This window comes from Thioclava sp. ISO4 (assembly GCF_058105145.1).
Genome location: NZ_CM176571.1, coordinates 3715026 through 3740401, shown reverse-complemented (window position 1 = coordinate 3740401; position 25376 = coordinate 3715026). Strand labels below are relative to the sequence as shown.

The following is a 25376-nucleotide window of genomic DNA, read 5'->3' as shown; positions in this document are numbered from 1 at the left end:
TCTCTCCGGATCTTGCCGGGGCTTGGCAGGCTCCAGCGTTGGCCTTCACGACGGCAACCTTTGTGAAATTACCAAAGTTCCCGTTGTCTCTGAAGTTAACCGAAAATTTACATTTTTTCGAGCCACGCGCGCGTGAACAGCTCGAGACGGGTCTGTGTGCCTCCGCACAGCTTGACTTTTGCGCGCTCAACGGGTGTATCGGCGCGACTATACGCAATTCTCGATCCGGGGAGCCTCCCATGCATGCCTTTCGCAGCCATACCTGCGCCGATCTGAGCGCCGCCAACGCCGGTGAGACCGTCCGCCTTGCGGGCTGGGTCCATCGCGTGCGCGATCACGGGGGGGTGCTCTTCATCGATCTTCGCGATCATTACGGTATGACGCAGGTGCTCTGTGACGGCGACAGCCCCGCCTTCAAGACGATGGAGAAAACGCGCTCCGAATGGGTGATCCGCATCGACGGCACCGTGAAGCTGCGCGACGAGAGCCTGATCAACCCGAAGATCCCGACCGGCGAGATCGAGGTCTATGTCCGTGACATCGAAATTCTGGGCGAGTCCGAGGAACTGCCGCTGCCGGTCTTCGGCGAGCTGGAATATCCCGAAGAGACCCGTCTGGCCTATCGCTTCCTCGACCTGCGCCGCGAGAGCCTGCATGACAAGATGATCCTGCGCTCCAACGTCGTGAAATCCATGCGCAAACGCATGTGGGACGCCGATTTCAACGAGTTCCAGACGCCGATCATCACCGCGTCGTCGCCTGAAGGCGCGCGTGACTTCCTCGTGCCCTCGCGCCTGCATCCGGGCAAGTTCTACGCACTGCCGCAGGCGCCGCAGCAGTTCAAGCAGCTGATCATGGTCGGCGGCTTCGACAAGTATTTCCAGATCGCGCCGTGCTTCCGTGACGAAGACCCGCGCGCCGACCGCTCGCCGACCGACTTCTACCAGCTGGACGTCGAGATGAGCTTCGTCGAGCAGGAAGACATCTTCAACACGATGCAGCCGGTGATCCAGGGCGTGTTCGAGGAATTCGCCGATGACCGCACCGTCGATCCGGTCTGGCCGCGCATCCCCTACGCCGAGGCGATGCTGAAATACGGCTCGGACAAGCCCGACCTGCGCAACCCGATCGAGATGCAGGTGGTCTCCGATCACTTCCGCGACTCGGGCTTCGCGATCTTCGCCAAGCTGCTCGAACAGGACGGCACCGAGATTCGTGCGATCCCGGCCCCCACGGGCGGCTCGCGCAAGTTCTGCGACCGGATGAACAAGTTCGCGCAGGAGCAGGGCCTGCCGGGCATGGGTTACATCTTCTGGCGCAAGGGCGAGGATGGCTCGCTCGAAGGCGCCGGCCCGCTGGCGAAGAATATCGGCCCCGAGCGGACCGAGGCGGTCCGCGCGCAGCTGGGTCTGGGCGAGGGCGATGCGGCCTTCTTCCTCGGCGGCGCGCCGTCGAGTTTTGAGGGCGTCGCAGGCCGTGCGCGCAACGTGATCGGCGAAGAGCTGGGCCTGACCGACAAGACCAAGTTCAAGTTCGCCTGGGTCGTCGACTTCCCGATGTACGAGGCCGATGACGAGGGCAAGATCGACTTCTCGCACAACCCGTTCTCGATGCCGCAAGGCGGGATGGAGGCTCTGCAGGGCGACCCGCTGCAGGTCAAAGGCTACCAGTACGACCTCGCCTGCAACGGCTACGAGATCCTCTCGGGCGCGATCCGGAACCACAAGCTCGAGACCATGTACAAGGCGTTCGAGATCGCGGGCTACCCGGCATCCGAAGTCGAGAAGCGCTTCGGCGGCATGGTCAAGGCGTTCAAATACGGCGCCCCGCCGCACGGTGGTTGCGCCGCCGGCATCGACCGGATCGTGATGATCCTCGCCGATACCGCGAATATCCGCGAAGTCATCATGTTCCCGATGAACCAGCGCGCCGAAGACCTGATGATGGGCGCGCCGTCGGAGCCGATGAACGAACAGCTGCGCGAGCTGCGCCTGCGGGTTCTGCCGCAAGAGGACTGATCCCGGCGATCGCTTGAAATGAAGAAGGCCCCGCTCCGGATCGAGCGGGGCCTTTCTTTTCGGCTTGGCGGAAATATCCCGGGGGGCTGGCGGAGCCAGCGGGGGCAGCGCCCCCTGCGCCGCGATCAGTCTTCGAGGTGATCGTTGAGCTTTTCGTCGACCAGCGTCAGTTCCTTTTTCTTGCGGCTCAGGAAACGCTCGCCGTAGCCGTCGATCTCGGAGCTGTCGATCACCTCTTTCGCGCGCTTGAAGATGTCTTCTTCTTCCTCGTCGATATGATGATTGTAGTCATGCGCCAGGGTGTTGAACTTGTTCAGCCAGCCGGGGCTCGACATGTCCATGCCGTTGAGCTCTTCGAGCAGGTCGTCGATCTCGGCATGCTCTTCGACCGAATGGCGCGCCGCATCCTGCCCCCAGGTCTTGGTCATCAGCTTCGAGTAGAAGGTCTCTTCTTCGGCGGCGCCGTGGGCCTTCACGTCGTTGTAGAATTCGGCCCAGGCTTTCTTGCGCTCGTCGCTCGCACCAGTGGTGTCGGAGATGGTCTTGAGAAGGGCGCGATGGTGGTCGTGGTCCTTTTTGATTTCGTCATAGATCGAGGGCATCGGGGTTCCTCCGTTGGATCGATATTCAGACGGAGCAACGCGATGTCAGAGAGGCGGTTCCGCAGCTGCGTCAGAACGCCCCGGCGGCCGCGATCCGCGCGTCCAGGATCTGCGTGACCCGGGTCATATCCTCGCGCGAGGGGCCGCCGGACCGTCTCAGGCGCTGCGCGGCATCGTCCAGCGCCGCATCATGGGCCGAGCGCGCGATGCTATGAAGGAAATGCGCGGCATAGGGCAGGGCGCGCGCATCCGCCCCCTTGGTGTCGCGCAGCAGTTCCGAGAGGTGCTGCAGGTCGTCGCGCAGCGCGAGCGGGTCCGGCGCGATCACAAGATCGGCAAGCGCGCGCAGGCCGAGCGGTCGCATCTCTTCGGGCAGGGTCGACAGGATCGCTTCCTGAAACACGGCGAGGCTTTCGATCGGCTTTTCCAGAAACCCGTCCGCGCCCGCCGCGAGGGCCGCGCTTTTCAGGTCGGGGTCGCCCGAGGTCCCAAGGATCACTGGATGCGGCCCGCGCGTCCCGCGTATCTCGGCGATCAGGTCGCTTCCCGAGCCATCGGGCAGGCCCATATCCACGATCACGATCGAGGGCCGATAGGTCTTGAGATGACGATCTGCCGAGGCGAGACAATCGGCGCGTCGGATCCGCGCGCCCGAGCGCAGGCACAGCAGCCGCACGGCTTCCGAGGCGAAGCGGCTGTCTTCCACCAGAAGCACCGTCAGCCCGGTCAGCGGGCGTTCGGGTGTCGGCATGCGGGTCAGGGTCGGGATCGTGTCGCTCATGTCGTGGCCCCTTCGGCTGCGATCGGATTCGGCTTGTCCAATCAGTAGGGCGCAGATTGCCTAACACTGGGTTAATCCGAACCGGGTTCACAACTGCCACCGCAAGGCTTGCGCGAAGCCGCGCGCCCGGCTACCCCTTTTAACGCCCGCGTTACCGGAGGAGACCCAAATGATCGGACGCCTGAACCATGTCGCCATTGCCGTGCCCGACCTCGAGGCGGCCTCGGCCAAGTATCGCGACACGCTGGGTGCCAATGTCGGCGCGCCGCAGGACGAGCCCGATCACGGCGTCACGGTCGTCTTCATCGAACTGCCCAACACCAAGATCGAACTGCTCTACCCGCTGGGCGAAGACAGCCCGATCAACGGCTTTCTGGAAAAGAACCCCGCAGGCGGCATCCATCACATGTGCTTCGAGGTGGAGGACATCCTCGAGGCGCGCGACAAGCTGAAAGCGGATGGCGCGCGGGTTCTGGGCAGCGGCGAGCCGAAGATCGGCGCGCATGGCAAGCCTGTGCTGTTCCTGCACCCGAAAGACTTCAATGGCTGCCTGGTCGAACTGGAGCAGGTCTGATGAGCCTCACCGGCGGCATCATCCTCTTCGCAGTCATCTGGTTCATGATCTTCTTCATGGTTTTGCCGGTGCGGTTGAAGACGCAAGGCGATGTGGACGAGGTCGTGCCGGGCACCCCCGCAGGGGCGCCGCATGAGGCGCATCTGGGCGCGAAGGTGAAGATCACCACCATTGTCACCATCGTGCTCTGGGCGATCATCGCGGCGGTGCTGCTGTCGGGGGTCATCACCTTGGAAGATATCGACTTCTTCGGGCAGCTGCGCCGCTAGGCGCGCAGGGAACCCAGTAAAGCGGAGCGAGTTGGGAGGTTATTGAAAGGAGCCTCCCATGACACCAAACTGGTTTACCGTTCTGAGCTGGTTATCGCTTGCTGTAGGCGTTCTCTCATTTCTTTATCTTCTCGTTCAGATGCGTCGGAACCCGCCGCATATGGCCATCATGGCATGGGTCTGGCCGATTTGCGGGTTGTTCGGCGGACCGTTGGTCATCTGGTTGCATGGCCGCTTTCCGGGGCATGGCAATGCGCCCTTCCCGGTCTCGGTCGCGAAGGGAACGCTCCATTGCGGCGCAGGCTGCACTCTCGGCGATATTCTGGCCGAGAACCTCGCGCTCGCGGTTCCTGCGGTGCTGATCGCATTCGGCTGGCCGGGTTTTTGGGAAGACAAGATCTTTGCGGTCTGGGGGCTCGATTACGTCTTCGCCCTCGCGATCGGGATCGTGTTCCAATATTTCTCGATTGCGCCGATGCGCGGGCTTGGCCTTGTCAAAGGGCTCAAAGAGGCGGCGAAAGCCGATGTCGCTTCGCTCACCTCCTGGCAGGTCGGCATGTACGGGATGATGGCGATCTTCCAGTTCGCCGTGTTCAAAGGGCTTTGGGGCGCCGAGATCAACGCCGCCGACCCGGAATTCTGGTTCGCCATGCAGATCGCGATGATGGCCGGTTTTGTGACCGCCTATCCGGTGAACTGGCTGCTGATCCGCAAGGGTATCAAAGAAGAGATGTGAGCGGCGCCTCGGCGCCGCCCCGTCACCCGCGGCGACCGGTGATCGCGTGGAACAGGTGGGTGAAGCCCGCAGCGCCCAGAACCGGCACGAACAGGTTCACCAGCGGGATCGAAAGCGGCACCGCCATCAGCGCGCCCGCGGCCCAGATCGTGACCTTGTTGCGCTCGTAAAGTTCGAGTGCCGCCGCGCGCTCCATCCGCCGGAAGGCCGCCATCTGGAAGTATTCACGCCCCAGAAGGTAGCCGTTCAGCCCGAAGAACAAAAACGGAGCCAGCGGGATCACGAAAGGATAGATCATCAGGGCGATGATGTTGGCCACGAGGATCACGCCGAAAAACCGCACCGTGTCGCGCATGCCTTCAGCGAAGGTGAGTTTGCGCACCGGCGGCAGGGTCGGGTAATGCGCGTCCTCCACCATCTCGGCCACGTCTTCGAGGAAGAAGCCGGTGAAGGCGGAGGCAACGGGCACCATCAGGAAGATCGAGGCAAACAGGATCACGCCTGCCGAGACGATCGACAGCGCGGTATCGATATGTCCGACCTCGCCGATGAAGGGCAGCGAGAAGCTGTCGGGGATCAGCCAGCCGATCAGCATCACCATCGCCATATAGATCGCGACCAGAAGGCCCAGCGAGAGGGCCACGCCGAAGCCCACGACTTTCATCGCACCGGGCCGCAGCAGGTCGGCCCAGGCTTTCACATAGCTCGAGATGATCATTCCGAGATCCGCGTGGTGATCGCGTCGAGGTCGGGGCGGGGGCGTTCCGGCGGCGCGATGCCCTCGGTGCCCAGATGGATGAAGCCTGCGACGCTTTCGCCGTCCTTGAGGCCCAGCATCTCGCGCCCGAAGGCTTCGTCATGCGCGGCCCAGCCGGTCAGCCAGTTCGCGCCCCAGCCCGCGGCAAGAGCCGCGTTCAGCAGCGACAGGCAAACCGCGCCCGCCGAATAGAGCTGCTCGACCTGCGGCACCTTCTCGCTTTCCTTGGGCGAGAACACCACCGCCACGCAAAGCTGGCTGTCATGGAATTGCTTGCCCGCCTTGGCGATCTTGTCTTCGGGCAGGCCCTGCGCCTTGGCGCGGCTCTCGGCCTCGCTGCCCAGACGCTGCGCGGCCTCGCGGGTGATGGTGATGAAGCGCCACGGCTCCAGTTTTCCGTGATCGGGGGTGCGCGCGGCGGCGGTCAGGATCTCGCGCAACGCGGCCGCGTCGGGGGCAGGGGCCTTGAGGGTCTTGGCCGGGCGCGACCGGCGGGTCAGAAGGAAAGCCATCGCGGCGTCATTGCGCTCGGCCGGGTTCACTTCGGGCAGTTCAGTCATGAAATTCTCCGTCTGTTGCGCCAGATATCGGGCGCTCGGCGCGCGATTGCAACCGCAGCATGGGCAACTGGCTTGTGCGCCATTGAGCAGGGTCTATGCTGCGCGGCGATGACGGATCTCAACCACCTCGCCATTCCGGGCAGCGAAATCGCGCTGCGCGTGACGCCGAAAGCGTCGCGGAATGAGATTCGGGAAAGCGAAGAGGGGCTTCGGGCCTATGTCACGGTCGTGCCGGAGAACGGCAAGGCCAATGCGGCGGTCGTCAAATTGCTGGCGAAGGCGCTGGGCGTCGCGAAATCGCGGCTAACGCTGATCCGGGGCCAGACCGCGCGCGACAAGGTATTCCGCCTTGATTGAACGTGCATCGCGGCGCGGCCAGAGGGATCAGCCGTCCTCGCTGGAGGCGCTGCCGGTCTGCTTCAGGCGATAGACGCCTTCGGGCAGGTTGAGCGCCGCCGCGAGTTCGCGCAGCTGGGCATGGCTGAAGGTGATCGTCTGCACCTGCTCGGTCTGCTCGTCGAGCTGTTCGACCACGACGCAATCCTCGAAGGAGCTGATCGTGATGTCTTCCTGCAGATAATCAAGCGGATCCGCCCCCTCGTCGACAAGGGTGATCACGGTCGCGTCGAATTCGTGTTCGATGGTAAACATACCCTCATGCTAGCGCGGCTTTTCGATCCGAAAAAGCGAAATCACACCGGCGCTTGCAGGCGATCGCATGCAGGAGGCTAGGCGGGTGCGGGCCAAGTCGTTAAGCTGGGGGAAATCCTCTTTCAGGGGCGCTTACCCGTCGATGCCTTCCTTCCGTTTTCTCCTCGTGATCCTGTCGCTCGCCGTGACGCTGCTTTCGGGCTGCGTGCCGACGATGACGCCTATGCCGCAGACCGAGATTTCGCCGGAAGACAGGCAACGCGCCGAAGTGGCCGTAGCGCGGCTGGTCGATGTGGGCGAGCGGATGGAGCCGCAGATCGAGCAGGAATGCCGAAAGCGCACGCGCAAGCTCAACTGCGACTACCTCTTCGTGGTCGATGACCGGCTCGATCTGGATGCGAATGCGTTTCAGACCACCGATCGCTCGGGCCGTCCGGTGATCGGGGTGACGCTCGCGATGATCGCCGAGGTGCGCAATGCCGACGAGCTGGCCTTCGTTATCGGCCACGAGGCCGCCCATCACATCGCCGGTCATATCGCTCAGCGCGAACGCGATGCGGCGGTGGGGGCGGCCTACATGGGCCGCGCGGTGCAGGCGCAGGGGGCCGATCCTCTGACCGTGCAGCGCGCGCGGCGGATCGGGGCCGAGATCGGCTCGCGGCTCTATTCCAAGGATTACGAGCTGGAGGCCGACCGGCTCGGCACGATCATCACATGGGACGCGGGCTACGATCCGCTCAAGGGCGCACAGTTCTTCCTGCGCCTGCCCGATCCGGGCGACAAGATGCTGGGCACCCATCCGCCCAACAAGCTGCGCTTCGACGTGGTGCGCGACACTGTCGCCCAGTTGCGTGCGGGCAAGATCCCGGCGGGCAGCTGAGGGAACCCGTTCAGGGCCTGCGCACTTGAGATTTGACACAGAGGCCCCCGGCAAAGGCGGGTCCGGGACGCGGGAACTGGGGACGGGAACACAGAACCAATGGCAATCTTTTCGCGACTGCGCTGGCGGCTGAAGGTCATCCTGCGCGAGATCTGGGTGCGGGTGACGGCCTTCGGTGTGCTGGGGGTCCTGACAGCGCTGGGATCGGCTGGCTTCGGCTATCTCGTGCCGCCGGATCTCGGCTATAAGATGGGGGCGGGCTCGGTGGAGCCGATCCTGAAGATCATCGCGACTGCGATGCTGACGGTCACCACCTTCTCGCTGCAGATCATGATCACCGCGTTCAGTTCGGCTCAGACGGGGGCGACGCCGCGCGCGATCAAGCTGATGCAGACCGACCGCGTCACGCAGAACGTGCTGGCGAGCTTCATCGGATCTTTCGTCTTCTCTCTAGTCGGGATCATCGCGCTCGAGACGGATGTCTATGACGACTCGGGGCGGTTCATTCTGCTGCTGGTGACGCTTGGCGTGGTGGCGATGGTGGTGATCTCGCTGTTGCGCTGGGTGCAGCATCTGAGCGAATTCGGACGCTTGGGCGACGTGATCAGCCGCGTCGAGAGTGCCGCGAGCACGGCGCTGAAAGCACGCTGCGAGCGACCGTGGATCGGTGGCAAGGAATGGGAAGACCCGCCCGTGGGTGTCTTCGGAATCACCTCGACGCGGACAGGTCATGTGCAGCATGTCGATATGGGCGCGCTGCAAAAGGTCGCCGAGGCGCATGACTGCCGGATCTGGCTTTGCGCGCGGCCCGGAGAATTCGTCCATGGGGCGTCTCATCTGGTCCAATGCGATGCGCTGCCTGGCGATACCGAGACCCGCGAAGAGATCGAGGAGGCCGCGCGCGACGCCTTCACCATCGACCATGCCCGCGACTATGATCAGGACCCGCAATTCGGGTTGATCGCTTTGGCCGAGATCGCCTCGCGTGCGCTTTCGCCTGCGATCAACGATCCCGGCACTGGTATCGATATTCTCGGGCGTCTGGCGAGGGTGCTGGCCGAATGGCATCCGCCGAACAGCCCCGAATGCGTGTTCGACCGCGTCTATGTGCGCGCGGTGACGCCCGAGCAATATACCGAGGACGCTTTCGCCGCGATCGGGCGCGACGGGGCGGGGCATCTGGAGGTCGCGCTGCGCCAGCAGGAAGTGCTGGAAGCTCTGGCCGAGATGCATCCCGCTCATTTCGGTCGTTCCGCCGCGCATCAGGCTCTGCGCGCCGCCGCTCATTCGCAATCCGCGATGACGCTGACATCCGACCGCGCCGTGATCGCGCAGGAAGCGCAGGCGCTGGCTGCGCGTTTCGCCCCCGAAATCGACTGCAATGTCGGGCATGAAATCGACGGCGACAGTTCGGATCGCAACGCTTGATCTGAATCATATCGAACCAACGGCCCCTGCGGCAGAGTCACCCCATCACCGGGATGACTGTTTCGAGGGAGGCTGCCGTGACTGCTGCCAAGCATCTCAATCGCCACGCGGCGATGATGAACCGGATGGCCCAGCAGATGGGCGGCGATCTCAGCATGGAAATGGCTGCCGGTCGGCTGAGTGCCGAAGGCTGGAGAGACGCGCTGATCCGCTGCACCAAATGCCGCGAGGCCGGGGCCTGCCTGCTCTGGCTGGCCGAGCATGACCCTCAAAGCAACCCCGCGAAGGCCCCTCCCGCCTATTGCGAAAACCGCCTGATGATGTCGCGGCTCCGCGCCACCATCGGCGCCGAACCCCAAGGAGTGGAATGATGGGAATGCAAAGCGAAATCGATCTGAACTTCTGGGTGACGCGCGGCATGGCGCGGCGTCTTGGAGTGAATATTACCGAAGCGATGCATGACGGCTTTCTCACGCAAGCCGACTTCGCGGAGATGATCACCACCTGCCGCACCTGCGGGCGCACCGAGTTCTGCCTCGCCGTTCTGGCCGAGAAGGGCGAAGGCCCGCAGGCCATCCCTACGGATTGCCCGAATTACGAAGTTCTTACCTCTCTGCGCGCCCTGCAGTAACAGGGCGCGTCGCCGTCGCGCGTCGCTTTTGCCTTTCCCTCGCTCCGCCTATGGCTATCTGATGGGCTGCAGCAGACTGAAAGGGAGCGCGCGCATGGCACGTATTTACGAAGACAATTCGCTCAGCATCGGAAACACGCCGCTGGTGCGGCTCAACCGCATGACCGAGGGCGCGGGCGCGACCGTTCTGGCCAAGATCGAAGGGCGCAACCCGGCGTGGTCGGTGAAGTGCCGCGTCGGTGCGAACATGATCTGGGATGCCGAGGAACGCGGTGTGCTCGGTCCCGGCAAGGAGATCGTCGAGCCGACCTCGGGCAATACCGGGATCGCGCTGGCCTTCGTCGCCGCGTCGCGCGGCATCCCGATCACGCTGACCATGCCCGACACGATGAGCATCGAACGGCGCAAGCTGCTTCTGGCCTATGGCGCGAAGCTCGTGCTGACCGAAGGCGCGCAGGGCATGAAGGGCGCGATTGCCAAGGCCGAGGAGATCGCGGCCTCCGATCCCGACCGCTACGTGTTGCTGCAGCAGTTCAACAACCCCGCGAACCCCGAGATTCACGAGAAGACCACCGGTCCGGAGATTTTCGAGGATACCGATGGCGTGGTCGATATCTTCGTCGCGGGCGTCGGCACGGGCGGCACGATCACCGGCGTTTCGCGCTATCTGAAAAAGGAAAAGGGCCTGTCGGTGATCTCGGTCGCGGTCGAGCCCGAGGCCAGCCCGGTTCTGTCGCAGGCCCGCGCAGGCGAGGCGCTGCAGCCCGGTCCGCACAAAATTCAGGGCATCGGGGCGGGCTTCGTGCCGAAGGTGCTCGACATGGATCTGGTGGACCGGATCGAGCAGGTCAGCAATGACGAGGCGATCGAGACTGCCCGGCGGCTGGCGCGCGAAGAGGGCATCTTGGCCGGGATCTCCTGCGGCGCGGCTGCGGCTGCCGCGCTGCGCCTTGCGCGCGAGCCGGAGAACGCGGGCAAGACCATCGTCGTCGTGCTGCCGGATTCGGGCGAGCGTTACCTGTCTTCGGCGCTGTTCGAAGGGATGTTCGACGAGGCGTGAGCCGTGGCCTTCGCCGCGTCCAGCAGTGCCGCCACCAGCTTCTGCGGGCGGTAGTTCAAGTCCGACGGCGTCAGCCCCATCCGCACCACGACCATATCGGCCGAGGGGATCACGGTGACGGTCTGCCCGTCATGCCCCTCGAGCCAATAGGTGTCGGCGGGCAGCCCGAACCGCGCATCATCGCCCGCTTTCTGCTGATTGCTCGGCCCCGCGAGCCAGGTCATGCCCTGCCCATAGACCCCGTCGGTCGGGGCGGGCGCATGCATCCGTTGCACGAATTCGGCGGGCAGCAATTGCCGGCCGTCCCATTTGCCATCCTGTAGCAGGAACTGGCCGAAGCGCGCCCAGTCCCGCGCAGTTGCGTAGAGGTAGGAGCTGCCGACGAAAGTCCCGGAGGCATCGGTCTCGAGCGTGGCCGAACTCATCCCGAGCGGGTCGAACAGCTTGCGGCGCGGCCATGCGAGCGCGGTGGAGGTATCGCCCACCGCATTTTGCCAGATGCGCGACAGCAGCACGGCGGTGCCGCTGGAATAGCTGAAATGGGTGCCCGGCGGATGATCGAGCGGCTGCGAGGCTGCGAATTTCGCCATGTCCGGCTCGAGATAGAGCATCCGCGTCACGTCCGAGACGTCGCCGTAATCCTCGTTGAAGCGCAGCCCGCTCGACATCGACATCAGCTGCGCGACGGTGATCTTCGCACGGTCGTCGCCACGCCATTCGGGCAGCAGGTCGCTTTGGTCCATCCGCAGCTTGCCCGCCTCGATCGCGGTGCCGACAAGGGCCGCGGTGACGGTCTTCGTCATCGACCAGCCCAGAAGCGGTGTCGTCGCATCGAAGCCATCGCCGTAGCGTTCGGCCACCAGCTTGCCATCCTTGATCACCACCACCGCGCGCATCCCCGGCCCGGTCAGCGCATCGTCGCGCAAGACCGCTTCGAAGCGGCCTTGCCCGGTCAGGTCGGTTTGCGCACCCGTGGGCCAGAGAGCGGCGCTCGTGCTGGGTCCAGGCGCCGACGGGGCGCTTTGATCGCGGGCGGCGGCCAGATTGCCATCGGGGAAGGTGGCGCAGCCAAGGCCCACGCGCTCTTCGGCGGTCGTGGGCGCGATGATCCCGGCGAAGGCGGCGCGGACCCGGCCTGCCTGTCGGTCGGCACTGACCCAGAAGGCGCGCAGCAACGGATTGCCCGGCGCCTGCACATCGGTTTCGAGAACTTCATCGGGGTCACGGCCTTGCAGCACCTGCGCCGAGCAGGTGATCTTCGCGCTATAGCCAGCGCCGACGCGCAGCAGCTCCGGCGGCACGATCACCGCGTAGAGCACCGCCACCACGACAAGCCCGCCGATCCCGGCAAGCACCGCTTTCCATCCCCGCATCTCGTCCTCCCTCGGGTTCCCGCCGCGCCGGACGCGCCAAGTCACCCGCCTGTTTGCGCTCGCGCTGTAGTTTTGGCAAAGCGCGCGGCCTTGCCAAGAGGGCGAGGCGCGGACTGACGGAAGGTCATCTTGGGGTATGGTGCGTCTTTTGACACGAAATGCGCCCCTCGGTGCGGGAGCCGAGATCATGGACTGAGCGCCGCGAATGGGCTAGCGATAAGGGATGGGCGCCCGTTGCGCCCGGCTTTGAGAGTGTCATGTCGCGCGAGTCCGCACCCGATAGCCAGCACCCCTTGGACCCGACCTTGGCCGGGCTGCTGCGCCACGCGCCGGGCGCGGATGAGGGGGAGGGCGAAGACGTCTGGTTCGATGTGCTCTCTGCGGTCGACCGGACCTATGCCGATCTGGTGGACTATCAGGAGCGGCTGGAGCAGCAGAACCACGAGCTGGAGGATCTGCGGTCTTTCCTCGGGTCAATCCTCGCCTCGGTGTCGGATGCGCTGATCGTGATTTCGCGCTCGGGCGAGGTGCTGGAAACCTCGGCTTCGGTCGCCAGTCTGACGGGCGAGCCGCCCGGCGCTTGGCACGGTCGCAAGCTCGCAGGCATGTTCGATGCGCGCTCGGTCGAGGCCTTGGATCGCGGGTTGGCGGAGGCTGCGAATACCCGCAAACCGGTGACGATCGAAGCGGCGCTGAGCGGGCCGGAGGGCCCCGCGCCGCTGGAGCTGTCGATCAGCCCGCGCATGGACGAGCGGTCGCGCATCGCGGGCTACGTGCTGACCGGGCGGCCCTTGGGCGAGCTGCGGCAGGCCTATTCCGAGCTGGAGCGCAGCCACGAAGAACTGAAATCGACGCAGGCGCAGCTGGTGCGCAACGAGAAGCTGGCCTCGCTGGGCCGTCTGCTTGCTGGCGTCGCGCATGAGCTGAACAACCCGATTTCCTTCGTTTACGCGAATACCCATGCGCTGGAGCGCTATGCGGGCAAGTTCGAGGCCTATTTCGAGAAAGTGCAGGCGGGGGCGGATCGCGAGGCGCTGATCGCCCTGCGCGAGGAGCTGAAGCTCGACCGTGAAATCCGCAATCTGCGTTCGGCCATCGAGGGGGCGCGCGACGGGGCCGAACGGGTGCGCGACATCGTCGAGGATCTGCGGCGGCTGAGTGCCGAAGGCTCGGGCGAGATGGTCGTCTTCGATCTGGTCGAGACCGCGCGGGTGGCGGCGAACTGGGTGCAGCGCGGCTCCAAGGCCGGGGTCGAGATCGCCTTCACCGGCACGGAGACGCTGCAGGTTCGCGGTCGGCAGGGGCATATCCAGCAGGTCGTGATGAACCTCGTGCAAAACGCCATCGACGCGCTCTCGGGGCTGGAAGAGGGCACCGGCCGGATCGAGGTCGACGCACGCGTGATGGAGGGGCGCGGGACGCTGTCGGTTGGCGACAATGGTCCCGGCGTGACCGAGGAGCTGACGCAGGCGATCTTCGACCCGTTCTTCACCACCAAGGCGGTGGGTGCGGGCACGGGGCTGGGCCTCGCGATCAGCCATAAGATCATCGAGGAACATGGCGGGCGTCTGCGGCTCTGCCCGAAAGGGTCGGCGCTGGGCGGGGCCTGTTTCTCCTTCGATCTGGAACTGGGCGAGGGTGCGGAATGAAGGTTCTCTGGCTTCAAGCGGCAGGCTGCGGCGGCTGCACGATGTCGCTCCTTTGCGCGGAATCCCCGAATGTCTTCGACACGCTGGGCGGGGCGGGAATCGAGTTCCTCTGGCACCCGACTGTCAGCCTCGAGACCGGCGCGGAGGTGCGCGCGATTTTCGAGGCGGTCGAGAGCGGCGAGATCGCGCTGGACGTGCTGGCCGTCGAGGGCTCGATCGCGCGCGGGCCGCGCGGGACGGGCAAGTTCCAGATGGTCTCCGGCACCGGGCGCTCGATGCTCGACTGGGTGGTGAGCCTCGCGCCGAAAGCCCGCCATGTCGTCGCGGTGGGTACCTGCGCGACCTATGGCGGCGTGACCTCGGCGGGCGGCAACCCCTCGGATGCGGTCGGGGTGCAATATGACGGCGCGCTGCCGGGCGGAGCACTGCCGGTGGAGTTCCGCTCCGGCTCGGGCCTGCCGGTGATCAACGTGGCGGGCTGCCCGACTCATCCCGACTGGGTGACCGAGACGCTTTTGCTGCTGAATGAAGGCGCGCTCGGGGCGGAAGATCTCGACGCCTTCGGGCGGCCTTTGTTCTACGCCAAGCATCTCGTCCATCACGGCTGCTCGAAAAACGAGTTCTACGAATACAAGGCCTCGGCGGTGGAGCTGTCCGATATCGGCTGCATGATGGAGAACTTGGGCTGCATCGGCACGCAGGCGGTGGGCGATTGCAATATCCGACCGTGGAACGGCGACGGGTCGTGCACCTCGGGCGGATACCCCTGCATCAACTGCACTGCGCCCGAGTTCGAGGAACCGCGCCATTCCTTCACCGAGACGCCGAAGATCGCGGGTATCCCGGTGGGCCTTCCGACCGATATGCCCAAAGCGTGGTTCATGGCGCTCGCCTCGCTGTCAAAGGCGGCGACGCCCGAGCGGATCGCGAAGAACGCGGTTGCCGACCGGGTCGAGGTGACGCCGACGATCCGCAAGCCGAAAGGACGCAGATGACTGAGACGCCGCGCCTCGTCGTGGGCCCGTTCAACCGGGTCGAGGGCGATCTGGAAGTGCATCTCGATCTCGCCGGTGGCGCGGTGGCCGAGGCGCGCGTGAACTCGCCGCTCTATCGCGGGTTCGAACGGATGCTGGAAGGCAAGGACCCGCGCGATGCGCTGACGATCACCCCGCGGATCTGCGGCATCTGCTCGATCAGCCAGTCGGCGGCGGCGGCGCGCGCGCTGGGCGCGGCGATGGGACTGGAGCCCACGCCGCAGGGCGCGGGTATGGCGGCGCTGATCCATGCGGTCGAGAATGTCTCGGACCACCTGTTTCATTTCAACCTGTTCTTCATGCCCGATTTCATCCGCCCCGTTTACGCAGGTAAACCGTGGTTCGACCGGGCCGTGGCGCGCTTTACCCCCGCCGAGGGCGGCGCGCAGCGCGCGGCGGTCGCGGCCCGCGCCGAGCTGATGCATATCCTTGGGCTGATGGCGGGCAAATGGCCCCATACGCTCGCGATCCAGCCCGGCGGGGTTACCCGCGCGCCGGGACCGCGCGACAAGGTGCGCATCGAGACGACGTTGCGCGCTTTCCGGCGCTATTTGGAGGAGGTGGTTTTCGGCGGGTCGCTGGAAGCCTTCTGTGCGATCGAAACCGTCGATCAGCTGATGGCGTGGGAGACGGGCGATGCGGGGCTGTTCCTGCGCATCGCGGCCGATCTGGATCTGGACCGGCTCGGGCGCGGCTCGGGCCGGTATATGAGCTTCGGAGCCTATCCGCTGGCCGAAGGCTTCGGCTTTGGGCGCGGGCTGTGGGATGGGGCCTTGGGCGCGGTCGATTTCGGCGCGATCACGGAAGACCTCAGCCACGCGTGGATGCTGGGGGCGCAGGCCCATCCCTGGCAGGGCGAGACACGGCCCGACGAGGCGATGCGCGACGCCGCCTATAGCTGGTGCAAGGCGCCGCGGCTGAACGGTCAGACGGTGGAGACCGGCGCGCTCGCGCGGCAAGTCGTGGACGGCCATCCGCTGGCGCGGGCGCTGGCGGGCGGCGGCGTTCTGGCACGGGTCGCGGGGCGGCTGTTGGAGCTGGCGCGGACGCAAGCCTTCATGGAGGGGCTGGCGAAAGGGATCGACCCGCGCACCGAGTTCATGGTGCAAGGCGATCTGCCTGAGGCAGGGCAGGGTGCGGGGCTGGTCGAGGCCGCGCGCGGCGCGTTGGGCCATTGGCTGCGCATCGAGGACGGGCACATCGCCTCCTATCAGATCATCGCGCCCACGACGTGGAATTTCAGCCCGCGCGACGCGGAGGGTGTGCCGGGCCCGCTGGAGGCCGCGCTGGTCGGCGCGCCGGTCGGGGCGGGCGAGACCACGCCGGTCTCGGTGCAGCATATCGTGCGCAGCTTCGATCCCTGCATGGTCTGCACGGTGCATTGAGTAAGTTGGGGCTCTGTCCCTGCCGTCGCCCGAGGGCGATAAACCGTAGATGAAAATGGGGGCTCTGCCCCCAAACCCCCGGGATATTTGAGCCAAGAGGAAGATGCAGGGTTTCGAGATCAGGGTGCGCGGGCAGGTGCAGGGGGTGGGCTTCCGCCCCTTCATCTGGCGGCTTGCGCAGGAGCGCGGGCTTTCGGGCCATGTGCTCAACGATCCCGAGGGCGTGCTGATCCGGGTGGCGGGGGCGCTGGACGGTTTGGCCGAGGCGATCTCGGCGGAGGCGCCGCCGCTTGCGCGGGTCGATGCGGTGGAGGTGTCGGGGTTTGTCTTCGATGCAGCGCCCGAGGGGTTCGCGATCGTGGCCTCGCAGGGGGCTGGGGCCGAGACGCGGGTGACGCCGGATGCGGCGACCTGCCAGGAGTGTCTTGCGGAAATCCGGGGCGACGGGCGCCGGCGGCACTACGCCTTCACCAACTGCACCCATTGCGGGCCGCGTTTCACGATCCTGCACGCGCTGCCCTATGACCGGGCGCAGACGACGATGGCACCGTTTGAGATGTGCTCGGCCTGTCGCGCGGAATATGAGAACCCGGCGGATCGACGTTTTCACGCGCAGCCGATCGCCTGTCCCGAGTGCGGGCCGCGGGTGTGGCTGGAGATGGGCGGTGAAGAACGTCCTGCCGAAGAGGTCGGAGCGGTTTTGCAGCGCGGCGGGATCGTCGCAGTAAAAGGCTTGGGCGGGTTTCATCTCGCCTGCGATGCGAGCAATGCCGAGGCGGTCGCGCTTTTGCGGGAGCGCAAGCGCAGGCCTGCAAAGCCCTTCGCGCTGATGGGCGAGATCGAGACGATCCGCCGCTATGCCCAGGTTTCGCAAGCCGAGGCGAAGTTGCTGCGCGATCCTGCGGCGCCGATCGTGTTGCTGCAAATGGCGGGGGAGGTGTTGCCCGAGGCGGTGGCACCCGGGCAGGACAGCCTCGGCTGGATGCTGCCCTATACGCCGCTCCATCATCTCTTGCTGCGCGAATGGGCGCGGGGGGAAGAGGGGCGACCGCTGGTAATGACCTCGGGCAATCTCTCGGGCGAGCCACAGGTGATCGGCAACGGTGAGGCGCGCGAGAAGCTGGCTGGCTTCGTCGACGCCTTCCTGATGCATGACCGCGACATTGCGCGGCGGCTCGATGACAGCGTCGTGCGGGCCGATCCGCCGATGGTGTTGCGCCGCGCGCGGGGGCAGGTGCCGGGCACCTTGCCGCTGCCCGAAGGGTTCGAGGGCGCGCCGCAGGTGGTGGGCTATGGTGGGCAGATGAAGGCCGCGATCTGCCTGATCAAGAACGGGCAGGCGCTGCTGGGCCATCACCTTGGCGAGCTGGACGAGGCGCTGACATGGGAGGCGTTCGAGCAGGCCGATGCGGATTATGCGGCGCTCTTCGATCATCGCCCCGAGGTCGTGGCGGTCGATCTGCACCCCGATTTTCGGGCCTCGCGCCACGGGGCTGAACGGGCCGCGCGCGACGGGTTGCGGCTGGTCGAGGTGCAGCATCACCATGCGCATCTCGCCGCCTGCATGGCGGAGAATCGCTGGCCGCTGGAGGGTGGCAAGGTCGCGGGGATCGTGCTCGATGGGCTCGGCTTGGGGCCCGATGGCACGGTCTGGGGCGGCGAGCTTCTGCTGGGCGACTACCGTGGGTTCGCGCGGCGCGGCTGGCTTGAGCCCGTGCCGCTGATCGGCGGTGACCGGGCGCAGGCAGAGCCGTGGCGCAACGCGCTGGTGCGGCTCGATGCGGCGGGGCTGGAGGGGCTGGCCGACAATCTGTTCCCGGAGGCCCCGTGCGATCTGGCGCGTCAGGCGGCGGCGAAGGGGATCAACGCGCCGCTGTCGTCGTCGGCGGGGCGGCTCTTCGATGCGGTGGCGGCCTGCCTCGGGACTTGCCCGATGCGGCAGAGCTATGAGGGCGAGGCCGCGATGCGGCTCGAGGCGCTGGCTGCGCGCGCGTTGGCCCACGGGGAGGCAGCGGAGGCCGGGGCCTATGCGTTCTCGGATGCGGGCGACGTGCTCGAGACCGGACCGTTTTTTCAAGCGCTCGCCGCCGATCTGGAGGCCGGGGTCGCGCCCGAGTCCATCGCGCTGCGGTTCCATGCGGCGCTGGCGCAGGGCTTTGCCCGCCGGGCGCGGTCGCTGATCGAAAGCGGAGACGCGAAAGCCGTGGCGCTCACCGGCGGCGTGTATCAGAACGCGCTGTTGCATCGGCTGACCTGCGCGGCGCTGGGCGATCTGCCGGTGCTGAGCCATCGCACGTTGCCGGCGAATGACGGCTCGCTGGCGTTGGGGCAGGCGGTGATTGCCGCGGCGCAGTCGGAAAGAGACTGACCAGAATCCCGGAAAGCTGGTCACTGACGTACCAGCGCGGCCCCGCGCCACACCGGTGATTTGACTGGCAACATATCGGAAACAAACAGGAATTCGCGCCTGCGACATCCTGTCATTATTTCGTTCTGTTCGCGGACCCGACCTGCCAATCCTGAGATCACACATGCGTATTCCCCTCGGGAGGAGGGAGAATCCGGTCATCGGGATCACAGAGGGAGGGACACTTTGCCTGCGATCGAAACCTTTTACGACGTGATGCGTCGGCAGGGGATTACCCGCCGCAGCTTCATGAAATATTGCTCGCTGACGGCGGCGGCGCTGGGTCTCGGCCCGGCCTATGTGCCCAAGATCGCCCATGCGATGGAAACCAAGCCGCGCACTCCGGTGATCTGGGTGCACGGGCTCGAATGTACCTGTTGTTCGGAAAGCTTCATCCGCTCGGCCCACCCGCTGGCCAAGGATGTCGTGCTCTCGATGATCTCGCTCGACTATGACGACACGCTGATGGCGGCGGCGGGCGCGCAGGCGGAAGCCGCGCTGCAGGACACGATCGACAAGTATAAAGGGAACTACATCCTCGCCGTGGAGGGCAATCCGCCGCTCAACGAAGACGGGATGTACTGCATCGTGGGCGGCAAGCCCTTCGTGGACCAACTCCGCCACGCTGCCGAGCACGCGAAAGCCATTATCTCCTGGGGCGCCTGCGCTTCCTATGGCTGCGTGCAGGCTGCCGCCCCGAACCCGACGCGCGCCACCCCGGTGCACAAGGTCATCACCGACAAGCCGATCATCAAGGTGCCGGGCTGCCCGCCCATCGCCGAGGTGATGACCGGCGTGATCACCTACATGCTGACCTTCGACCGGATGCCCGAGCTGGACCGGCAGGGCCGCCCGCAGATGTTCTATTCGCAGCGTATCCACGACAAGTGCTACCGCCGCCCGCATTTCGACGCCGGTCAGTTCGTCGAGACCTGGGACGACGAGAACGCGCGCAAGGGCTATTGCCTCTACAAGATGGGCTGCAAAGGGCCGACCACCTACAACGCGTGCTCGACCGTGCGCTGGAATGACGGGGTTTCGTTCCCGATCCAGTCGGGTCACGGCTGTATCGGCTGTTCCGAGGACGGGTTCTGGGATCAGGGCTCCTTCTACGACCGGCTCACCAACATCAAGCAATTCGGGATCGAAGCGAATGCCGATGTGGTCGGCGGCACCACGGCGGCCGTCGTCGGCGGTGCGGTGGCAGTTCACGCTGCCGTTTCCGCGCTCAAACGCGCCCAGAAGAAGAACGAGGAGGCGTAATCCATGTCGGTTCTCAACACGCCGAACGGCTACACGATGGACAATTCGGGCAAGCGTGTCGTTGTCGACCCGGTGACCCGGATCGAAGGTCACATGCGCTGCGAAGTGAATGTGGACGAAAACAACATGATCACCAACGCGGTCTCGACCGGCACGATGTGGCGCGGGCTCGAGGTGATCCTGAAGGGCCGCGATCCGCGCGACGCCTGGGCCTTCACCGAGCGGATCTGCGGCGTCTGCACCGGCACCCATGCGCTGACCTCGGTCCGTGCGGTGGAAGATGCGCTGGGGATCCAGATTCCCGACAATGCGAACTCGATCCGGAACATGATGCAGCTCGCGCTGCAGATCCACGACCACATCGTGCATTTCTATCACCTGCACGCGCTCGATTGGGTCAACCCGGTCAACGCTCTGCGCGCGGACCCGAAGGCGACTTCGGAGCTGCAGCAGAAGGTCAGCCCGAGCCACCCGCTCTCCTCCCCAGGCTATTTCCGGGACGTGCAGAACCGTCTCAAGAAATTCGTCGAAAGCGGGCAGCTCGGGCTGTTCAAAAACGGCTATTGGGACAACCCGGCCTATCTGCTGCCGCCGGAAGCGGACCTGATGGCGACGACGCACTATCTGGAGGCGCTCGATCTTCAGAAGGAGATCGTCAAGGTTCACACCATCTTCGGGGGTAAGAACCCGCACCCGAACTGGCTGGTGGGCGGCGTGCCGTGCCCGATCAATATCGACGGCGTCGGCTCGGTCGGTGCGATCAATATGGAGCGGCTGAACCTGGTGTCGTCGATCATCGATAAGTGTCAGGAGTTCAACGAGAACGTCTATATCCCCGACGTCATCGCGATCGGCGGCTTCTACAAGAACTGGCTCTATGGTGGCGGTCTGTCGTCGCAGGCCTGCCTCGCCTATGGCGACATCCCGGAGAACCCGAACGACTTCTCGCCCGAGCAGCTGCACCTGCCGCGTGGCGCGATCATCAACGGCAATCTCAACGAGGTGCATGACGTCGATCCGCGCGACCCCGAGCAGGTTCAGGAATTCGTCGATCACTCCTGGTACACCTATGGCGAGCCCGGCAAGGGCCTGCACCCGTGGGATGGCGTGACCGAGCCGCAATACGAGCTCGGGCCGAACGCCAAAGGCACGCGGACCAATATCATCGAGCTTGACGAGGCTGCGAAATACAGCTGGATCAAGGCCCCGCGCTGGAAGGGGCACGCGATGGAGGTCGGTCCGCTCGCGCGTTACGTCGTGGGCTACGCCAAGGGTCACGAAGACATCAAGAACCAGGTCGACGGTCTGCTGCGCAAAATGGACCTGCCGTTCAATGCGGTCTTCTCGACGCTGGGCCGGACTGCGGCGCGGGCGCTGGAATCCGAGTATTGCTCGCGTCTGCAGCGGCATTTCTTCGACAAGATGATGACCAACATCAAGAATGGTGACGAAAGCACCGCCAATGTCGAAAAATGGGATCCGTCGAGCTGGCCGAAAGAGGCCAAGGGCGTCGGCATGACCGAGGCTCCGCGCGGCGCGCTGGGGCATTGGGTCAAGATCAAGGACGGGCGCATCGAGAATTACCAATGCGTCGTGCCCACCACCTGGAACGGTTCGCCCCGTGACACGCAAGGCAATATCGGTGCCTTCGAGGCGTCGCTGATGAACACCAAGGTGGAGCGTCCCGAAGAACCGGTCGAGATCCTGCGCACCCTGCACAGCTTCGATCCGTGCCTTGCCTGTTCGACCCATGTGATGTCGCCCGATGGCGAAGAGCTCACCACCGTCAAGGTGCGCTGAGGGAGGAGGAAATCATGAAGAAACTCGCACTCGCTTTCAGCATGATCGCAGGTCCTGCGCTGGCCCATCCGGGCCACGCGGTGGCCCCCGGCGCGGAAGGGCACACCATCGCCCATGTCGCGATGGCCGCCGGCGCGATCGCTCTGGCCTATGTGGCCGTAGAGATCGCCCGCGCCGTCAAGCGCGTCCGCAAGGAGTAAGGGCGATGGAGGACACGATCCATACGCCAAACCCCAAGGCGACAGGGGCCTTCGAGGCCTCCCGCCTGACCGGCGACGCGACCGAGGAAGATCTCGACTCGATCCGCCGCCGGACCTCCGTCTATGTCTACGAGGCGCCCGTGCGCCTCTGGCACTGGCTCAACGCGCTGATGATCACGGTGCTGATCGTCACCGGCTATTTCATCGGCGCGCCCTTGCCGTCGATGCAGATCGGCGAGGCGACCGAGCAATTCGTCATGGGCTATATCCGCTTCGGCCATTTCGCGGCGGCGCAGGTCCTGACGGTGATCTTCTTCGGGCGCATCTACTGGGCCTTCGTGGGCAATCACCACGCCCGCCAGCTGTTCTACGTGCCGGTCTGGCGCAAGCGCTGGTGGAAAGAGCTGGGGCACGAGCTGCGCTGGTATGCGTTCCTCGAGAAGACGCCGAAGAAATACGTGGGCCACAACCCGCTGGCACAGCTTGCGATGTTCTTCTTCATGACGCTCGGGATCACCTTCATGCTGATCACCGGCTGGGCGCTCTATGCGGAAGGCGCGGGGCAGGGCTCTTTGCCCGATACGGCCATGGGCTGGGTGCTGGGTCTCGTGCAGAACTCCCAAAGGCTGCACACGCTGCACCATCTGGGAATGTGGGCCATCGTGATCTTCATGATCGTGCACATCTACGCGGCGATCCGCGAAGACATCATGAGCCGTCAGTCGATGGTCTCCACGATGATCTCCGGCCACCGGACGTTTAAGGACGATCGTATCGAGTAACGGTTCGTGCGGTGGTAGGGCGAACGGGCGCGGGTCAATCCGCGCCCGTTCTGCATTTGGGTGCGGATTCGAGCTGTTTCCAGCATTGCGCTGCCGGTGGAAGGCTTTATTGCGAAAATCCTGCTAAGGTGGAAATATAGTTTCCACGTTGACAGCTTTGATAGCGGCGCATTTTTCAATAAAATCTAGCAAAAACAAAGACTAGACAGATTGTCGCAGTTTCGTGCGATTTCCGTGAAATCCACCCCTCTGCAAAGCCTATTGTCGGTTCGAGGCGAGGATGGCAACGCGCTTGCCGCCTCGGGGAGAGGGAGGAAATCATGTCGGATTTTGCGCCGGACCGGGTGCTCGTTCTGGGTATCGGGAACGTTCTTTGGGCGGATGAGGGCTTCGGCGTGCGCTGCGTCGAGGTGATGGCCGAGACCCGCGCCGTGCCGGACAACGTCAAGCTCTTGGATGGCGGCACGCAGGGGCTCTATCTGCTGCCGTTTCTCGAAGAGGCCGATGCGCTGATCGTCTTCGATGCGATTGATTTCGGGCTGGAGCCGGGTGAGATGCGGGTGCTGCGCGACGACGACGTGCCCGCCTTCATGGGCGCCAAGAAGATGAGCCTGCATCAGACCGGCTTTCAGGACGTGATCGCCACCGCGCAGCTGATGAACCGCTGCCCGGCGAAGCTGACGCTGATCGGCTGCCAGCCGGTCGAGCTGGAGGATTACGGTGGAGGTCTGCGCCCCGCGGTCGCCGCCCAGATCGAGCCCGCGATCCGCGAATGCGAAGCCGAACTGGCGCGCTGGGGCATTTCGGTCGCGGCAGGCGTGACGCAGGCCGATGACCTCGCCGATGCCTCGATCCGTCGTGGCGCTTACGAAGGAGGCCGCCCGACCGAGGGCGAGGCCTGCCGGATGGGCGATCACCGTTTCTTCCCCGGCGCCGAGAAGGTCCGCGCCTGATGTGCGTCGGAATCCCGGTTCAACTGGTGGCGGTCGATGGCATCCGCGGCGAGGTTCTCGAAGAGGGACAGCCCGGCATCATCGACCTGTCGCTGACGCCCGACGCCAAGCCCGGCGACTGGCTTCTGGCTTTTCTCGGGGCCTCTCGCGAGGTGATCACCGAGGACGAGGCGACCAAGATCTCGGCCGCGCTTGGCGGGCTGCGGGCCCTGATGCAGGGCGGCGATCTGGGCGATGCTTTCGCCGATCTCGATGCCCGCGAGCCGCAACTGCCGCCCCATCTGCAAGCCGCGCGCGATGCCGGCAAAACGACTGCCTGAGGAGAGACACATGCACGATTTCGCAATGCCCGATACGGCTGCCCCCTCGGGTGCGATGCACCCGCTGGTGACCCGCCTGATCGACGAGATGGGCTATCCGCTTCTGGCGAACATGTCCGATGTGGCCGAGTTCACCGCGCGTCCCGGGGCGCATTGCCTGTTCATTCCGGGCGACGCCAAGCGCAACCTCGAGACCCCCGACGCCGCCGTGGTGCTGCCGGAAATCCGCATGGCCTTCCAGCACGCCTTCGATTGCGCCGTGGTCGGCAACGAGATCGAGACCGAGCTGCGCCAGCAGACCCGCGCGCTGAAAGCCCCCGGTTTCCTGTTCTACCGCGAGGGCGAGTATCTCGGCGCGATCGAGAAGATCCGCGACTGGGACGATTACGTCGCCCGCACCTCCCATATCCTGACCGCGAAAGGCTGAGACGATGGTTTCCAATTTCCACCTTCCGCCCATGGGCTTCGGTCCCGGCTCGCAACCCGAAGACGAGGATGCGCAGCTCGAATATATGAAGCTGCCCTCCGGCATGCGCACCTATTCGGCGCATATGCCTGAGATCGACGACCCTTCCAGCGTCACGCCCGCGCTCAAGACGCTCGCCGATGTGGCGAAGGCCTGCGAGGCGGCGGCGCTAGGCGGCATGGCGAGCTTCGATCTGAGCCATCTCGACGCCGAGAACCGCGCGCTCATCGCAGAGACGATGGGGCAGGGCGAGGTCGCGATGAAGATCCGCGGCATCCCGGCGCTAGCGGTGCAGGAGTCGGTTTTCGCGGGCGTCTGGATGATCGCAGGGTCGGGCGTCGACAAGATCGAGGTCGGTCCGGTTCCCTCGGCGGCGCTGAGCCGCGCCTTCGAGCCGTTCCGCAAAGCCGAAGGCAAGGCCCATCCGCGCGGTCCGGGCGTCGTGAACGCGCCGGCGCTGATGGCCGAACTGGAGGATAAATCGGGCAGCTTCATGGGCGGCGAGCCGCATGTGGTGAACCTGACCCTGCTGCCCCATACCGAGGAAGACCTCGTCTGGCTGGATGCGGCGACGGGCGAAGGCGCGGTGACGATCCTGTCGCGTGGCTACGGCAATTGCCGTGTCACCGCGACCGCGCTGCCCCATGTCTGGCGGGTGCAGTTCTTCAACTCGATGGACACGCTGATCCTCGACACGTTCGAAGTGACGACGATGCCCGAGGTGGCGATCGCCGCGAAAGAGGATCTCGCCGACTCCGCCGAGCGGATCGTCGAAGTGCTGGAGGCGATCCGATGAG

At 65.1% G+C, this 25376-nt stretch carries 28 protein-coding genes; 22 read left to right on the top strand and 6 right to left on the bottom strand.

The annotated features are described in order from the left end of the window. Window positions 1-239: 239 nt before the first annotated feature. The gene (aspS, locus tag AC2TZ7_RS18250; RefSeq protein WP_489865282.1) at window positions 240-2018 is read left to right on the top strand and encodes an aspartate--tRNA ligase; all 1779 of its coding nucleotides are present in this window, start codon (window positions 240-242) and stop codon (window positions 2016-2018) included. Between the two features lie 125 nt (window positions 2019-2143). On the opposite strand, the gene AC2TZ7_RS18245 is transcribed toward aspS, so the two are convergent. Both AC2TZ7_RS18245 and AC2TZ7_RS18240 read right to left on the bottom strand, forming a co-directional pair. Continuing rightward, window positions 2144-2620, bottom strand: a complete 477-nt coding sequence (locus AC2TZ7_RS18245) for a hemerythrin domain-containing protein (RefSeq protein ID WP_489865281.1) — start codon at window positions 2618-2620, stop codon at window positions 2144-2146. A 70-nt stretch (window positions 2621-2690) separates the two neighbouring features. Next, entirely contained in the window at window positions 2691-3401 is a 711-nt protein-coding gene (locus AC2TZ7_RS18240) for a response regulator (RefSeq protein WP_489865280.1), read from the bottom strand. 169 nt (window positions 3402-3570) lie between these two features. On the opposite strand from AC2TZ7_RS18240, the gene mce reads away from it, so the two are divergent. Genes mce through AC2TZ7_RS18225 form a run of 3 tightly spaced genes read left to right on the top strand, consistent with a single transcriptional unit; the run spans window position 3571 to window position 4980 of the window. Then, a complete protein-coding gene (mce, locus tag AC2TZ7_RS18235) occupies window positions 3571-3975 on the top strand; it encodes a methylmalonyl-CoA epimerase (RefSeq protein WP_078548426.1) in 405 nt (134 codons plus the stop codon). After that, window positions 3975-4244: a DUF1467 family protein gene (locus AC2TZ7_RS18230; protein WP_489865279.1), complete on the top strand. Its 270-nt coding sequence runs from the start codon at window positions 3975-3977 to the stop codon at window positions 4242-4244. The genes mce and AC2TZ7_RS18230 overlap by 1 nt, the downstream gene beginning before the upstream one ends. A 58-nt stretch (window positions 4245-4302) precedes the next feature. Next, window positions 4303-4980 carry a DUF4396 domain-containing protein gene (locus tag AC2TZ7_RS18225; RefSeq protein WP_098411851.1) on the top strand — a complete coding sequence of 226 codons (678 nt, stop codon included), beginning with the start codon at window positions 4303-4305 and terminating at the stop codon, window positions 4978-4980. 22 nt (window positions 4981-5002) lie between these two features. Here AC2TZ7_RS18225 and AC2TZ7_RS18220 read toward each other — a convergent pair whose 3' ends face one another. Together AC2TZ7_RS18220 and AC2TZ7_RS18215 are read right to left on the bottom strand one after the other, a co-directional pair. Beyond that, window positions 5003-5698 carry an EI24 domain-containing protein gene (locus AC2TZ7_RS18220; protein WP_489865278.1) on the bottom strand — a complete coding sequence of 232 codons (696 nt, stop codon included), beginning with the start codon at window positions 5696-5698 and terminating at the stop codon, window positions 5003-5005. Next, on the bottom strand, window positions 5695-6297 hold the full coding sequence (locus AC2TZ7_RS18215; RefSeq protein WP_489865277.1) for a nitroreductase family protein: 603 nt from the start codon (window positions 6295-6297) through the stop codon (window positions 5695-5697). Before AC2TZ7_RS18215 ends, AC2TZ7_RS18220 begins: the two co-directional genes overlap by 4 nt. A 108-nt stretch (window positions 6298-6405) precedes the next feature. On the opposite strand from AC2TZ7_RS18215, the gene AC2TZ7_RS18210 reads away from it, so the two are divergent. Next, window positions 6406-6654 carry a DUF167 domain-containing protein gene (locus AC2TZ7_RS18210; RefSeq protein ID WP_489865276.1) on the top strand — a complete coding sequence of 83 codons (249 nt, stop codon included), beginning with the start codon at window positions 6406-6408 and terminating at the stop codon, window positions 6652-6654. 27 nt (window positions 6655-6681) lie between these two features. On the opposite strand, the gene AC2TZ7_RS18205 is transcribed toward AC2TZ7_RS18210, so the two are convergent. Continuing rightward, window positions 6682-6948: a DUF8831 family protein gene (locus tag AC2TZ7_RS18205; protein WP_098411848.1), complete on the bottom strand. Its 267-nt coding sequence runs from the start codon at window positions 6946-6948 to the stop codon at window positions 6682-6684. A gap of 142 nt (window positions 6949-7090) precedes the next feature. Between AC2TZ7_RS18205 and AC2TZ7_RS18200 the strand changes: the two genes are divergently transcribed. The 5 genes from AC2TZ7_RS18200 (at window position 7091) to cysK (ending at window position 10947) form a co-directional block, all read left to right on the top strand. Next, window positions 7091-7828, top strand: a complete 738-nt coding sequence (locus AC2TZ7_RS18200) for a M48 family metallopeptidase (protein ID WP_489865275.1) — start codon at window positions 7091-7093, stop codon at window positions 7826-7828. A 99-nt stretch (window positions 7829-7927) separates the two neighbouring features. Further along, the gene (locus tag AC2TZ7_RS18195; protein WP_489865274.1) at window positions 7928-9256 is read left to right on the top strand and encodes a DUF2254 domain-containing protein; all 1329 of its coding nucleotides are present in this window, start codon (window positions 7928-7930) and stop codon (window positions 9254-9256) included. 77 nt (window positions 9257-9333) lie between these two features. Further along, on the top strand, window positions 9334-9627 hold the full coding sequence (locus AC2TZ7_RS18190; protein WP_489865273.1) for a DUF6455 family protein: 294 nt from the start codon (window positions 9334-9336) through the stop codon (window positions 9625-9627). Beyond that, window positions 9627-9887, top strand: coding sequence for a DUF6455 family protein (locus tag AC2TZ7_RS18185; RefSeq protein ID WP_098411844.1), 261 nt, complete (start codon window positions 9627-9629; stop codon window positions 9885-9887). Before AC2TZ7_RS18190 ends, AC2TZ7_RS18185 begins: the two co-directional genes overlap by 1 nt. A gap of 94 nt (window positions 9888-9981) precedes the next feature. Further along, window positions 9982-10947, top strand: a complete 966-nt coding sequence (gene cysK / locus AC2TZ7_RS18180) for a cysteine synthase A (protein ID WP_489865272.1) — start codon at window positions 9982-9984, stop codon at window positions 10945-10947. Here cysK and AC2TZ7_RS18175 read toward each other — a convergent pair. Then, window positions 10902-12320, bottom strand: a complete 1419-nt coding sequence (locus tag AC2TZ7_RS18175; RefSeq protein WP_489865271.1) for a serine hydrolase domain-containing protein — start codon at window positions 12318-12320, stop codon at window positions 10902-10904. The two genes, cysK and AC2TZ7_RS18175, sit on opposite strands and share 46 nt — an antisense overlap. A 257-nt stretch (window positions 12321-12577) precedes the next feature. Between AC2TZ7_RS18175 and AC2TZ7_RS18170 the strand changes: the two genes are divergently transcribed. From AC2TZ7_RS18170 to AC2TZ7_RS18115, 12 genes are all read left to right on the top strand, one after another. Further along, a complete protein-coding gene (locus AC2TZ7_RS18170; protein ID WP_489865270.1) occupies window positions 12578-13969 on the top strand; it encodes a sensor histidine kinase in 1392 nt (463 codons plus the stop codon). After that, window positions 13966-14964: an NADH-quinone oxidoreductase subunit B family protein gene (locus AC2TZ7_RS18165; RefSeq protein WP_078600169.1), complete on the top strand. Its 999-nt coding sequence runs from the start codon at window positions 13966-13968 to the stop codon at window positions 14962-14964. Before AC2TZ7_RS18170 ends, AC2TZ7_RS18165 begins: the two co-directional genes overlap by 4 nt. Next, a complete protein-coding gene (locus AC2TZ7_RS18160) occupies window positions 14961-16388 on the top strand; it encodes a nickel-dependent hydrogenase large subunit (protein ID WP_489865269.1) in 1428 nt (475 codons plus the stop codon). The genes AC2TZ7_RS18165 and AC2TZ7_RS18160 overlap by 4 nt, the downstream gene beginning before the upstream one ends. Before the next feature lie 103 nt (window positions 16389-16491). Continuing rightward, window positions 16492-18756, top strand: coding sequence for a carbamoyltransferase HypF (gene hypF / locus AC2TZ7_RS18155; RefSeq protein WP_489865268.1), 2265 nt, complete (start codon window positions 16492-16494; stop codon window positions 18754-18756). 225 nt (window positions 18757-18981) lie between these two features. Next, entirely contained in the window at window positions 18982-20058 is a 1077-nt protein-coding gene (locus AC2TZ7_RS18150; RefSeq protein ID WP_078600163.1) for a hydrogenase small subunit, read from the top strand. Between the two features lie 3 nt (window positions 20059-20061). Then, window positions 20062-21858 (top strand): nickel-dependent hydrogenase large subunit, encoded by a 1797-nt coding sequence (locus tag AC2TZ7_RS18145; protein ID WP_038145393.1) that lies wholly within the window; start codon window positions 20062-20064, stop codon window positions 21856-21858. A gap of 14 nt (window positions 21859-21872) precedes the next feature. Beyond that, window positions 21873-22058, top strand: a complete 186-nt coding sequence (locus tag AC2TZ7_RS18140; protein ID WP_098411838.1) for a hypothetical protein — start codon at window positions 21873-21875, stop codon at window positions 22056-22058. 5 nt (window positions 22059-22063) lie between these two features. After that, window positions 22064-22840, top strand: a complete 777-nt coding sequence (gene cybH / locus AC2TZ7_RS18135; RefSeq protein WP_078520441.1) for a Ni/Fe-hydrogenase, b-type cytochrome subunit — start codon at window positions 22064-22066, stop codon at window positions 22838-22840. Window positions 22841-23160: 320 nt separating this feature from the next. Next, on the top strand, window positions 23161-23793 hold the full coding sequence (locus AC2TZ7_RS18130) for a HyaD/HybD family hydrogenase maturation endopeptidase (protein WP_038145388.1): 633 nt from the start codon (window positions 23161-23163) through the stop codon (window positions 23791-23793). Then, window positions 23793-24113 (top strand): HypC/HybG/HupF family hydrogenase formation chaperone, encoded by a 321-nt coding sequence (locus AC2TZ7_RS18125; protein WP_489865267.1) that lies wholly within the window; start codon window positions 23793-23795, stop codon window positions 24111-24113. Before AC2TZ7_RS18130 ends, AC2TZ7_RS18125 begins: the two co-directional genes overlap by 1 nt. A 10-nt stretch (window positions 24114-24123) precedes the next feature. Next, the gene (locus AC2TZ7_RS18120; protein WP_489865266.1) at window positions 24124-24540 is read left to right on the top strand and encodes a thioredoxin domain-containing protein; all 417 of its coding nucleotides are present in this window, start codon (window positions 24124-24126) and stop codon (window positions 24538-24540) included. A 4-nt stretch (window positions 24541-24544) separates the two neighbouring features. After that, entirely contained in the window at window positions 24545-25375 is an 831-nt protein-coding gene (locus tag AC2TZ7_RS18115; protein WP_489865265.1) for a hydrogenase expression/formation protein, read from the top strand. Window position 25376 lies beyond the last annotated feature (1 nt).